This is a genomic window from Mesoflavibacter sp. (assembly GCF_964226795.1).
Classification (GTDB): Bacteria; Bacteroidota; Bacteroidia; order Flavobacteriales; family Flavobacteriaceae; genus Mesoflavibacter; species Mesoflavibacter zeaxanthinifaciens.
On the sequence record NZ_CAXQQP010000002.1, the window covers coordinates 110,681 to 123,045 of the forward strand.

A 12,365-nucleotide genomic window follows, 5' to 3' on the forward strand; every position below is an offset into this window, starting at 1 on the left:
ATACAACAATTAACCGATTTTAACGAATATATAAATAGATGAAATTTATTGTATCAAGTACCTATTTACTAAAGCAATTACAGGTTTTAGGTGGTGTAATAAACAACTCCAATACACTTCCAATTTTAGATAATTTTTTATTTGAATTACAGCAATCAAAACTAACCGTTTCTGCAAGTGATTTAGAAACAACCATGTCTGCTGTATTAGACGTAGAAAGTGATAACGAAGGAAGCGTTGCTATCCCTGCACGTTTATTATTAGATACTTTAAAAACTTTCCCTGAGCAACCTTTAACGTTTGTTGTAGAAGAAAACAACACTGTTGAAATTAGCTCTAATCATGGTAAATATGCATTAGCTTACGCAGACGGAAACGAATTCCCTAAAGCAGTTAGCCTAGAAGACCCTAGCTCTACTGCAATGCCGGCTCATGTATTAGCTACTGCAATAAACAAAACTATTTTTGCTGCTGGTAATGACGATTTACGTCCGGTAATGAGTGGTGTATTTTTTCAATTCTCTACAGAAGGATTAACCTTTGTAGCTACAGATGCTCATAAACTTGTAAAATATTCAAGAGAAGATGTTAAAGCTTCTCAAGTAGCCGAGTTTATTATGCCTAAAAAACCTTTAAACTTATTAAAAGGAATTTTAGGAGCTAATGAAGATGAAGTAACTATTGAGTACAACGACTCTAATGCTAAATTCACTTTTGAAAATACCGTATTAATCTGTCGTTTAATTGATGGTAAATATCCAAACTACGAAGCAGTTATACCAAAAGAAAATCCTAACAAATTAACTATAGATCGTACACAGTTTTTAAACTCGGTACGTCGTGTTAGTATTTTCTCTAATAAAACAACACACCAAATAAGACTTAAAATTGCTGGTGCCGAACTTAATATTTCTGCAGAAGATATAGATTATTCTAACAAAGCAGAAGAACGTTTAACATGTGATTACCAAGGAGATGATATGCAAATTGGTTTTAATTCACGTTTCTTAACAGAAATGCTAAACAATTTAAGTTCTGCAGACGTTCAATTAGAATTAAGTATGCCTAACAGAGCTGGTATTTTAACACCAGTAGACGATCTTGAAGAAGGCGAATTTGTAACCATGTTAGTAATGCCGGTAATGCTAAATAGCTAAACCTAACTACATAAATTAAAAAAAAGCCGCAACTTAAATGTTGTGGCTTTTTTTATTTAAAATCGTTTGATATTTTTTACTTTTGAAACAGTAAAAGGCTTCCCTAATTATCAAAGTGTTTTACTAAGCAATTAATCCAAGAACAAATGATGTATTTTAATAGACTATTATTAGTTTTATTATGTTTTACTTTATGGTCATGCAGTAATGATGATGATAATACAACTACCGACAATAATATTTTGATTGGCAAATGGTTAAGAAGTGATTACGATAACACTTATGAGCATAGTATACATTTTGAAGAGAACGATTTTGGCTACACAGCAGATAAGCATACAACAGCAGAAGGTATTGTATCTACAGCAATTAGTTTTGATTGGTCTGTTTCTAACAACAAGATTACTTTAATTTTTGATAGCCATACAATTATTTCTAATTACTCCTTTACAGAAAATGGTAACCTAATAATTAATGATTTATCAGTATTAGAGTTTATTAAACAATAAAATTTTATAAAATAAAAAAACGCAACCTATAAAGGTTGCGTTTTATATTTAACTTGAAGGTTAAATGTTAATCATAGTAAAGATAATCTCCCTTATAAGTTCCGTTAACTATTACACCATCATTTCTTGTAAACTGAAAACTAATTTCAATTTGATCTGTAGTGTATACTTCTAATGTTAAACTACCTGTCGATGCGTTTAAATTAGTATTAGAATTATTTCTATCTAATAATATATCACCATCTTCTAGTTCTCCATCAATAATTTGAGCGTTTTCTTCAAATTGAAAATTAGACATATCAGAAAAACTATATGTTTGTTCTACTAATGGACTTTGACTAATGCGTATATTAAATACATTAACATTATCAAGTTGAGTCCCATTATTTATAGCATCTAAAAACTCCGTTTCATTTTTATTGATAAAACTTACAAAAGTACTATTGCCTGATGCAGGCTCTACGATAACAGAACTAACAACATAAGTTTCATTATTTAAAGTAATAACATTTGTGTTTTGAGGTTCTTCTGTATTGTTATCGTCGTCTGAAGAACAATTTAAGACAGTTAAAGCAAAACAAAATAATATTACAAGTTTGTTTAATTTTTTCATTTTAAAAATTACTGTTTTAAGATTTTTATTGTTTGGTTTGATTGGTTAGTATTTATGTTTAAAAAGTACATTCCTGTTGGTAAATTAGAAATATTAATTTGAGATTGATTATCTATTTCAAGTACTTTTTGACCATTTACATTAAATACAGAAACGTTTTCAATAGTTTGATTAGTCTTAATATTTACAACGTCTGTTGCTGGATTTGGATATAACTTTACTGTGTTTCCATCTAAAGAAATATCATCAACACTTAATGTAGAATTGTACTCGTAAGCTCCTAAATCTATCGTAGTGTTAAAAACTCTTGTGTTACCTGATAAATCTAAATCACCAAATAAAGCTATATCGTAGTATGTGTTATCTCCTTGATCTACAATATAGTTTGAAGCTGATGTTGGTTTGTATTCGGCATCTAAATTTAAGTTATCAGTCGTTGGGTCTAAAAGTGTGATATTTGAATTATCAAAAGTTCCAGAAGTTACACCGCTACCAACCATAGCAATAGTATTATATACCCTAACTGTTTGGATATCTCCTTCAGCAGTTTTACTGTTTTCAATATCTACTGTACTTAATTGACCTCCATTATATTTGTTTTGCCAGAAAAGACTGTTTCTAAATTCAAAAACTCCCCAACCACTTCCACTACTAACATTAATAACTTGTTGGGTAGATGCGTGGTTATTAACATTATCTATAATAGACACATTGGTTAACGAACTTTTAAATAGTCTGCCATCATTATTTAAAGTTCCTCTTCTAAACCAAATTGCTCCCCAATCTGCGTTATAAGTATTATTAGCAACCAACACATTAGACCAATTGGATTCTAAAGTACTTGAGTTGGTATCGTTATGTTGTAGTAGTATAAGACCATTATTAGTTTGGTTATCTGTAATGGCAACATTATTGATTGATACAGTACCTGAAAAAGTTCTCCAATCAAATAAAATACTGTTGCTATAATTATTATTAATTAGCGTATTAGATAATTCAAAATTTGAAACGTTAGTGGCTACTTTTACAATTGGGCTACCCGATGTTGTATAAAAGTTACTTAAAACAAAACCATCAATAATTACATTATTAGCTGCTAAATTGAATAAACTTGATGAATTATCTGATTTGTTTTGCGTAAAATCACCAGAAATATCATCATCTAATATATCACCAGAAATTATAGTTGCATTACTTGTATTTACAATAGATAAATCTCTATCTGTTTCAGAAGTTTCTGTTCCGTTAAAACCACCATAAATCTCTATTTCTGAATTAATACTAATTTCACCAGATGTTAATTTATAAGTCCCTGATTTTACAAATATTTTAGATCCACTACCTAAAGTAGGTATATTAGCGTCATCTAAAGAAGTATAAGCATTAGTCCAACTTGTACCATCATTAGCTCCAGTAGCACTTGCGTCAACGTATATAACTGTTGGTGGTTCTGGTAATGATAAAGGCGCTATGTTTCCTGGACCTGTTAGCATAGCTGTATCTGTATATTGAATGGCTCCTAAACCTATCGATGAATCTGCATTTTTTCTAGGATTCATAAAACAATCGGTCGTAGGATTAACATTGCTATAATATCCTGGGATAGAACTTTCTCCATTATCTCTATAAGCTGAAACAGGTATAAAATTTCCAGAGAAAATATCAACAAAAGGACTCTCTGATAAAGTGTAATTAGATAGTAAATTAGCCGAACCTATTACAGGTGTAAACTCTGATGCATTGGCATAACCAAGTGCTATAGTTGAAGAACTTGTATCTTGGGTTCCTATGTAGTCTGATGTACCATAGTTACTGTAATACAAATTATTACTCCATCTTCCTATCGTTTCTGCTGAACCAAGTGTCTCAAAACGTATTGGGCTAGCTACATCAGATGTTACATTGCTACCTTCTTCATTTAAAGCTAACGTGTTATTTTGAAAAAACACCGTTAGTCTTGTTGAACCACCTGTTGCGCTTATAAAACGTGCAACACTACCTGAAGCATTAGCACTTTCTACTTTGTTACCTATAAACATATTATTAGCAATAAAAATATCATGCTCAAGATTTATATAATTTGTGATACGATATTCAAATGCATATCCTGAATTAGATACATTTTCATCTAGTATACTATTAAATAATTCAAAAGGATAATCATTTACAGTTTCATTAGACCAAATATCAATTGCTGGTCTTGTTGAAGCATAATTTCTTGAAAATCTACAATTTTGCACTGTAATTTTTCTTTGCACTTCATTTGAAGATGATGGATGGCTATACAATGCACTACCACCATAAGCATTAACAAAATGCAATCGGTCTAGAGTAATTTCTTGAGTTTTACTTGCTGAATTAGGCTCTACTTTAAGAATAATTGGTGCATTATCTGTTTTATTTGCAGATGTTGCACTAGGTAATTCATTAGCATCATCTAGCGCTAAATCTCCTGTTAAATAAACAGGATGTGCCCAAGGATCTGTGCTACGTTGCGAAAGAGACGTTTCAGTACCCACAAAACCACCATAAATACTAACTCCGTACTGGTTTAGCATTGGTGTGTTTTTATTAACAGGCATGTAAGTTCCTTCTGCTATCCAAATTTGAGCACCTGTTATGGTTTGGATTCCTAAAGCACTATGAAGACTTGTGTAGGCATTTGCCCAACTGCTTCCGTTATTTGCACCTGTTGCATCAACATCTACATAAATTATGGTTTGTGCTTGCGTAAAACCAAACACTAAAAAGGTTAATAAGAGTAAAGTTTTTTTCATTGTAGTTGAGATTAATATTCAACAACAAAATAACTTCACTTTTAAAGGTTTTCAATGTGCTTTTTTCTGAATAGGTCTAATTTCTTTCTGAATGATTTATGAAGATTATTCTTACACTAAATATTATAAAAAAAGCCTGCTTAAATAAGCAGACTTTAAAAACTATGGTTATTAGTGTATATTAATTATTCGCAATTCATTTTTTGTCCGTATGGCATTTGTCCGTGAATAATACCACCAAATTGTGAGCTACCATAACCACTACCATTGTATTGTTGCTTGATTAAAAAACCTTGTAAATAGCAGTCGTTATTTTTGTTTTTTTCTGTGAATGCACCTTTAATCCAACGGTATAAAATACGACCTGTGTATTTGTTTTTTACAATACTCCAGTCGTTAGATTCTATATTTAACTTTAGAAGTTTTGCACCATCTTTGGCAATGGTTTTAGATACATTTTCTTTAGCAAAACTCACTAATGACGCATTACTATTCATGCTACCTGCTTTTGGCATTTTTATAGCATCCATGGTTGATTTTGCAGCAGCATCATAATTTGCTTTTAACGTTGCTTCAAACTCCTTTACAATTGGCTTCGCTTTTTCTAACCACTCTAAATGAAATTGTTGATCGCCTTTACCTATTACGTTTAAAATAGTAATATCTTTTTCGTGCATATATGATGGTACGTTAAATGCATGTCCACCTTGGTGCGAAGCTGCGTAAATTACAAATACATCGTCTGCAATTAGCATACCTCTTACTAAAATTGGCATTCCTGTACCAAGCTCTAAAGTTTGTGATCTATCTGCACCTACTTTGGTTGTAAACATTCCTGAAACCAACTCGTAACCAATATAACCTTCTGGTGACATGGCTACTAGTTCTGGTGTTGTTAAAAAGCGTAACCATGCATAATCTGGATCTTGTGCAGGCAATAAATCTACATTATCACCCATATCTGTCATTTGGCGTCTTATTTTTACACGATCTACACCAACTGCGCTCATGCCTTTTGTCATTGCAAATGGGTAAGACATGTATAAAAACTCATCACTTACTGAATTTGCAGATTTAGGCTTATTAGCATCTGCTTCTTGTTGCTTTTTCTCAAGATATTTTTGATAGTATAAATCTTGCTTTGCCTGGTCGTTTGGATATTTTTTGGCTAATTCTGCTTTAAATTCTTCATCGGTATATTCTGTCTTAGATGAATTTTCGGTTGAAGAACTGCCAACCATTCCTGAAGCGTTTTCAGATTTTGAAGACGAATTGCTACTTTCTTTTTTATCTAACTTCTTCTCTACTGCTGCTTTGGCTTTCTTTTTAAGCATTTTTCCAAATTGCGCATGCGAAACGTTGTAGCATAATGCCAAAACGAATAATAGAACTATTTTTTTCATAAGAATTGTGTTTAGTGGACTTCAAAATAAAGCACTTATGCACTATTCTTAATTTGGTTTTTTCTGAAAATGATGATTTTTTTTCTGAAGGAATTTTAAAACCTTCAAATCAATCACATAAAGGTTTCCTTAATCACTTCAAGAAACTGATCGCGTTTAGATTTTGAAATTGGGATGCGTTTTTGATTGTTCATTAATAAATAATCGCCATCATCTTTAACCAATTCATCAACATATTTTAAGTTGATTAAATAGGAACGATGACATTTAAAAAACATTGCGTTGCGTTCTAATTGCTCAACAAAATGCTTTAAAGGTTTACAAATGGTTTTTTGTTTACCATCCATAAGTTGTACGTTAGTGTACATACCATCGGCTTCAAAATAGACGATATCATTATGCGATGCGAACATGATGCCTTTAGGAATTTCTAAAGCAATTTTGTCCATGGATAGTTGCTTTAACGAGTCGCGTAACTTGTTTAACTGGTCGTTTAAATTGTTGGCTTTTATGGCTTCTTCAGCTTTTGTTACTGCTTCTTTTAACTCATTTGTATCTACTGGTTTTAATAGATAATCTACAGCCGATAATTTGAAAGCTTCAATTGCATATTGGTTGTATGCTGTTACGAAAATGATTTTAAAATCTATCTGGTTTGGGAAATATTCTAAAATATCTAATCCAGACTGATTTGGCATTTCAATATCTAAAAAAACAACGTCTGGTTTACTGGTTTTAATCAAATCTACACCAGATGCTAAATCTTGCGCTTCTTCAATGCTAGTAATACTTGCGCAATGTTCGGTTAGCAAGTTGGATAGTAAATGTCTAGCGCGTTTTTCGTCGTCTATAATTATCGCTTTCATATCTTAATGTATTGGCATCGTGATAACCACTTTTGTACCTGCAGCAACGTCTTTTTCGTAATACAAATCGTTGGTAGTTATGGTTATATCACGTTTTAATTTGTTCTTATATAGGTGCACACGTTCTTCATTAGCTTTAGTTGCAAAAGGTTTGTGCTGTTGGTTTGGTCGTTTTAATTTTTCCGATTGTACGCGACCAATTCCGTTATCTTCAACGGTAATTTCTAATTTATTTTGCTGAATAATTTTCGCTTCAATATGTAATTTTCGGTCGTTTAATTTGTGTAACAATCCGTGTTTTAAAGCATTTTCAACATACGGTTGAATGAATAACGACGGTACTTTTATCTGTTTTGTTTTCAATTGATTATCAACCGAAATCTTGTATTCCAATTCATCTTCAAAACGCACTTTTTCTAATTCTAAATACAGTTTTAAAGCGTTTAATTCTTCTTCTAAAGTAATTTCGTTTTGCTGACTGTAATCTAAATACATGCGGATTAATCGGCTAAACTTTACTAAATACGAGCTTGCCAATTCCTTTTCGTTTGAAATGATATAATCTTGAATAGAATTTAAGGCATTGAAAATGAAATGCGGATTCATTTGCGAACGCAGATTTTCCAACCTTAAATTCGTTATTTTTTTATCGATTAAAATTTTATCAACTTCAGCAATACGCTGTGCTTCTTTTTGCTGTAATCGCCATCTAAAATAGAGCCAAACTAAACCTATTATTGCTGTTACAACTAAACCATAAAACCAATAGGTTTCCCAGAATGGTTTAGCAATTACAAAGGTTATTGGTGTTGCAAAAACAGCTTGTTGTGCACTTAAATTTTGGGCTTTTAATTCAAAAGTATAGGTGCCACTAGACAAACTATTAAAAGTAACAAAATGTGTGTTTAGCGGTATGTTTTGCCAACTAGTGTCTATTTGTTTAACGCGGTATTGGTAGCTTACGTGTTGGTTAGATTGAAATCCGTTTGAGTTAAACGAAATATCAATTTTATTTAAATGATGCGGCAGTTTGTAGTTAGTTGCAACTAATGTATCGCGGTCGTTAATCTTTACAGCTTCTATCCTAACCTTGGCTGTTTTAAAAGCTTTAAACAATGCGTCTGATTTTGGTAGCACATAAAATGCTTTAGGCAAGCTTACAATAATTTGATTTTGAAGTATTAAAAAATCATTAATCGCTGTATTTAAACCATCTTGCGCACTTAACGATTTAAGCTGATGTGTTTTTGTATGATATTGAAATAATCCAACATCGGTTGAAATCCAAAGCACTAAACCATCAGCATTAATGGCATTAATTTGAAGATTTTCAGGAAGGTTAATTCCTGAAGGTTTTAGCGTATTGTTTTCGTATTTTAATAATCCGTTATGTTGGGTTGCAACCCAAACTGTCCCGTTAGTTTTTGTTAATGTATTAACCAGTAAACTTTTAGAATTGAAAAAGATTTCTTCTGCATTAAATGTTTTCGTATTGTATTTGTAAAGTCCGTCTATGTACGATACAAATAAATGATTATTAGAAACCTCCGAAGCTTTTACACGACTTTCCTTTAGGATTTGTTGTTCAGGATGATTAAACGGATTTTTATACACAATACCTTGGCGATAATTACCATAAAACAAGGTATTATCATCTATTTTAGAAAAGGTTTTAGCAACTGAAAATCGGTTATTTACATCTAAAATTTTGTCATTTTTAAGATTAACTACAAACGATTCTGAAGCATTAATACTTACTATTAATTGTTCGCTTTTAGCATCATAAAATAGTTTACCAATGATTTTTTTTCCTGGTAATTGCAGTGTTTTTATTAACTGATTATGATTGTAAAACAGTAATTTACCATCATTGGTTCCTAAGACAAATTGATTGTTTTGTAACGCAACAGAAGCTGTGATTTTAGAGTCTAAATTTGATAATTCAACACGACGAATATTTAAGTTAGGTGATACAAACACACCATTATCTAAAGTTGTAAACCAGTAGTTTTTATTAAAATCTACTTGAACATCGGTAATAGATTCTGTTTTAAAAAGTTGTTCTTTAAACGTGAAAATTTCATTTTCAAAACCATAAACAAACACGCCAGAACTGGTTAAAAACCAATAGTTATTTTCAATATTCAAAACATTATAAATGGTTTCATTTTTTAATCTAGCAGGCGTTACTACTTTTTTTGATGTGTTTTTTATTTTATCTATTTTATAAATGATGTTTCCATCAGAATTTTTGTGTGTAAAAAAAACAGTGTTTTTAAAGGCGAAAATTCTTGGTGATTGTATACGATTTCTACTTGTGATTTCAAGTATTTTTGTTATTGTATTATTATCGAATTTGTATAATCGATGACGCTCTAAATCGCCTTCAAGATTAATTATAAATGTGTAGTTATTGTTACCATCTTTAGCATTGGTAATACACATACCTTTAAATACTTCGGTAACTTGTTTGGTGCTTTTATCAATATCAAAAATGCCAATAACAGTGAATAAACGTATGCTGTTTTCTAATATTTCAAAATTTGCTAATTGTCCATTTACCAACTTACTAGCGTCATAAAATAGTTTTAAACTATCGTTTTCAACATAAAATAATTGCCCATAAATATTGTTGCACCAAAGTTGATTTTTAGCATCAAATTTTAATTGAAAAAGAGAATTTCCTCTTTGTTGAGGATGACTAAAGTGTTTGTAACTTTTTCCGTTGTAACGGTATAAACCTTTGTTTGCAGCAAGCCAAATGTAGTTTTGGCTATCTTCTGCTATATCATAAAACTCAACATCTGGAAGATTTGAGACTTTAGACATATGTTGTATTACTGGATTTTGAGCATGAGCAACGCTTCCAAAACCAATAATAAAAACAAATATTATGTATCTAAATATTAATTGCATAGCTTATAATTAGCAAACTTAATATTTAATTAGCTAATCAAGCTTTGTTTTTTCTGTAAGCAGTCGTTTTTTTTCTAAACAAAAAACGCAACCTTGGTTATGGTTGCGTTTTTAACTTTATCTAAAACTAACTAACTAATAAAATTAAAAGATAAAGGATATTTTGGAGTTTCTCCGTGACTAGCTTTGATCGCATTTATCACAGGAAAAATAATAGATATCAAACCTAAAACTATAAAACCTAAGATACCTAGACCTAATAGTAAAATTAAGGGAATACATATAATAAAATACACTAATAAACTTAGTTGAAAATTAACTATATTTTTACCATGTTGGTCTAACTCATAAACTCTATCTCTTTGAGTTAACCAAATAATTAAAGGTAGCAACAAACTACCAAAACCTATTACTAAAGTAATTAACTGACTTAAATGTGTTAATACTATTAATTGTTTATTCTCTTGCATGATAATACTTTTTTGATTGATACTTATATGACGCACATTTATCAAAAAAGTTACAAAATTTTAAGAACTTATTAATTAAATTATTGTTAATGAGGAAGTTTATCTTTTAAAACTCCATAAATAAACGTTCCTATAACTGCAGATCCAATAACTATTAATATTGGTAAAAAACCAGCTCCTACTAATGTAAACATTGGCCCAGGACATGCTCCTACTAAAGCCCAACCTAATCCAAATATAATACCGCCTAACAGATAACGATATATTGATTTTTCTTTATCAGGAATAACTATTGGACTACCATCAATAGACTTGATTTTTTTTCTTTTTATAAGTTGGATAAAGATAATTCCAAAAAATAATGCTGTACCAATAATACCATACATATGAAAAGATTCAAATCGAAACATTTCATATATTCTAAACCACGATGCTGCTTCAGATTTGTACATAATTATTCCAAAAAAGAAACCGACTACTAAATAGATGAATACTTTTTTCATTGTACTAAAAAATTAAAGGAAATAATAAATGTACCATAATTAATCCTCCAATAAAGAATCCTATTACAGCTAATAATGAAGGTCTTTGAAGGTTACTTAAACCTGTTATAGCATGACCTGAAGTACATCCGCCTGCATAACGTGTACCAAAACCTATAAGCAATCCGCCAACAATTAAAATAATAATTGTTTTTGGCTCTTGTAAGGCTTCTGCAGAAAACAATTCTTTGGGTAGATAATCGTTATCTTCAGAAAAGCCTATTTGTGTTAAACCTTCTTTTGTAGCGTTACTAATTTGCGGCATCGTACCATCAGTCATAAAATTCTTAGCTACAAATCCTCCTAAAATTGCTCCTAAAACAACTAATAGGTTCCAGCTTTGTTCTCTCCAATTAAAATTGAATAATTGACTAAACTTACCGCCACCACAAATGGCACAGAAAGTGCGTAAATTAGAAGACATACCAAAAGTTTTTCCCATTATTAAAAGAAAAAACATAATTAGTGCTATTAAAAAACCTGAGAGCAACCAAGACCATGGTTGTAAAAAAAATTCCATAAATCAATTTTGTGCAAAAATACATGCTATAATTTAATTTATGGAAATTAAAATCTCTTTTAACTGTTAGAGATTTTTTTAGTTTTTGATTTTAAACACTTTAGTTAAAATATCTTCCATCAAACACCATTTAGTGATTGCAGACTGAAATAAATTAGCGCCTACAAACACTGTAAACCACAACCAATTTTGATTAACGTACATACCTAATAATACGCTTATTATAACAAAAATTCCTGCTATTGCTCTTATATACCTGTTTAACATAACTATTATTTATTTGAATTTAAATTGCTCTTTCTATGGGTACAACAATCGCTTTAACAGGATTGTTGGTTTCTAAATTGCTATTGAATTCCTTTATTAAATCAAAAAGGATATCAATAAACATGTCTTCTGTAAATGAGAAAAACATTGTAGACTCATTACTTGCATTTTCTGCTCCAAACCAATTGGTAGACATAATTAAAGCATGGTTGTTTTTATAACCATCTATATCAGATTCGCTAAAATTTTCAATACCTGCTTTTTTAAAAAGTTTAATTACATCTTTATGAAACTCTTCTACTGCGGTTACTAATACTAATTTCAT

General features: G+C 30.7%; 12 protein-coding genes. 2 read left to right on the forward strand and 10 right to left on the reverse strand.

Going from position 1 to position 12,365, the window contains the following annotated elements; all coding sequences use genetic code 11:
• Positions 1-38: 38 nt before the first annotated feature.
• Together dnaN and ACEQT4_RS00750 are read left to right on the forward strand one after the other, a co-directional pair.
• A complete protein-coding gene (gene dnaN / locus ACEQT4_RS00745; protein ID WP_027879870.1) occupies positions 39-1,157 on the forward strand; it encodes a DNA polymerase III subunit beta in 1,119 nt (372 codons plus the stop codon).
• Between the two features lie 146 nt (positions 1,158-1,303).
• Entirely contained in the window at positions 1,304-1,666 is a 363-nt protein-coding gene (locus ACEQT4_RS00750; protein ID WP_370225550.1) for a hypothetical protein, read from the forward strand.
• A gap of 67 nt (positions 1,667-1,733) precedes the next feature.
• Here ACEQT4_RS00750 and ACEQT4_RS00755 read toward each other — a convergent pair whose 3' ends face one another.
• The 10 genes from ACEQT4_RS00755 to ACEQT4_RS00800 all read right to left on the reverse strand — a co-directional run bounded on the left by ACEQT4_RS00755 (position 1,734) and on the right by ACEQT4_RS00800 (position 12,365).
• A complete protein-coding gene (locus ACEQT4_RS00755) occupies positions 1,734-2,279 on the reverse strand; it encodes a hypothetical protein (protein WP_370225551.1) in 546 nt (181 codons plus the stop codon).
• An 8-nt stretch (positions 2,280-2,287) separates the two neighbouring features.
• The gene (locus ACEQT4_RS00760) at positions 2,288-5,056 is read right to left on the reverse strand and encodes a T9SS type A sorting domain-containing protein (protein WP_370225553.1); all 2,769 of its coding nucleotides are present in this window, start codon (positions 5,054-5,056) and stop codon (positions 2,288-2,290) included.
• A gap of 185 nt (positions 5,057-5,241) precedes the next feature.
• The gene (locus ACEQT4_RS00765) at positions 5,242-6,459 is read right to left on the reverse strand and encodes a hypothetical protein (protein ID WP_370225554.1); all 1,218 of its coding nucleotides are present in this window, start codon (positions 6,457-6,459) and stop codon (positions 5,242-5,244) included.
• Positions 6,460-6,572: 113 nt separating this feature from the next.
• Complete coding sequence (locus ACEQT4_RS00770; protein ID WP_370225555.1) at positions 6,573-7,325, reverse strand: LytR/AlgR family response regulator transcription factor; 753 nt, start codon at positions 7,323-7,325, stop codon at positions 6,573-6,575.
• A 3-nt stretch (positions 7,326-7,328) separates the two neighbouring features.
• Positions 7,329-10,241 (reverse strand): sensor histidine kinase, encoded by a 2,913-nt coding sequence (locus ACEQT4_RS00775; RefSeq protein ID WP_370225557.1) that lies wholly within the window; start codon positions 10,239-10,241, stop codon positions 7,329-7,331.
• Positions 10,242-10,372: 131 nt separating this feature from the next.
• The gene (locus ACEQT4_RS00780; RefSeq protein WP_027879863.1) at positions 10,373-10,711 is read right to left on the reverse strand and encodes a DUF4870 domain-containing protein; all 339 of its coding nucleotides are present in this window, start codon (positions 10,709-10,711) and stop codon (positions 10,373-10,375) included.
• 86 nt (positions 10,712-10,797) lie between these two features.
• Positions 10,798-11,214 carry a DUF6691 family protein gene (locus ACEQT4_RS00785; protein WP_027879862.1) on the reverse strand — a complete coding sequence of 139 codons (417 nt, stop codon included), beginning with the start codon at positions 11,212-11,214 and terminating at the stop codon, positions 10,798-10,800.
• A 4-nt stretch (positions 11,215-11,218) separates the two neighbouring features.
• A complete protein-coding gene (locus ACEQT4_RS00790; protein WP_370225558.1) occupies positions 11,219-11,773 on the reverse strand; it encodes a YeeE/YedE family protein in 555 nt (184 codons plus the stop codon).
• Between the two features lie 78 nt (positions 11,774-11,851).
• Positions 11,852-12,040, reverse strand: coding sequence for a DUF2892 domain-containing protein (locus ACEQT4_RS00795; RefSeq protein ID WP_027879860.1), 189 nt, complete (start codon positions 12,038-12,040; stop codon positions 11,852-11,854).
• 19 nt (positions 12,041-12,059) lie between these two features.
• A complete protein-coding gene (locus tag ACEQT4_RS00800) occupies positions 12,060-12,365 on the reverse strand; it encodes a hypothetical protein (protein WP_370225559.1) in 306 nt (101 codons plus the stop codon).

Bases quoted from the DNA above. Each gene is read 5' to 3' on its own strand.
- dnaN (WP_027879870.1), top strand. From the start codon at position 39: ATGAAATTTATTGTATCAAGTACCTATTTACTAAAGCAATTACAGGTT.
- ACEQT4_RS00750 (WP_370225550.1), top strand. From the start codon at position 1,304: ATGATGTATTTTAATAGACTATTATTAGTTTTATTATGTTTTACTTTA.
- ACEQT4_RS00755 (WP_370225551.1), bottom strand. From the start codon at position 2,279: ATGAAAAAATTAAACAAACTTGTAATATTATTTTGTTTTGCTTTAACT.
- ACEQT4_RS00760 (WP_370225553.1), bottom strand. From the start codon at position 5,056: ATGAAAAAAACTTTACTCTTATTAACCTTTTTAGTGTTTGGTTTTACG.
- ACEQT4_RS00765 (WP_370225554.1), bottom strand. From the start codon at position 6,459: ATGAAAAAAATAGTTCTATTATTCGTTTTGGCATTATGCTACAACGTT.
- ACEQT4_RS00770 (WP_370225555.1), bottom strand. From the start codon at position 7,325: ATGAAAGCGATAATTATAGACGACGAAAAACGCGCTAGACATTTACTA.
- ACEQT4_RS00775 (WP_370225557.1), bottom strand. From the start codon at position 10,241: ATGCAATTAATATTTAGATACATAATATTTGTTTTTATTATTGGTTTT.
- ACEQT4_RS00780 (WP_027879863.1), bottom strand. From the start codon at position 10,711: ATGCAAGAGAATAAACAATTAATAGTATTAACACATTTAAGTCAGTTA.
- ACEQT4_RS00785 (WP_027879862.1), bottom strand. From the start codon at position 11,214: ATGAAAAAAGTATTCATCTATTTAGTAGTCGGTTTCTTTTTTGGAATA.
- ACEQT4_RS00790 (WP_370225558.1), bottom strand. From the start codon at position 11,773: ATGGAATTTTTTTTACAACCATGGTCTTGGTTGCTCTCAGGTTTTTTA.
- ACEQT4_RS00795 (WP_027879860.1), bottom strand. From the start codon at position 12,040: ATGTTAAACAGGTATATAAGAGCAATAGCAGGAATTTTTGTTATAATA.
- ACEQT4_RS00800 (WP_370225559.1), bottom strand. From the start codon at position 12,365: ATGAAATTAGTATTAGTAACCGCAGTAGAAGAGTTTCATAAAGATGTA.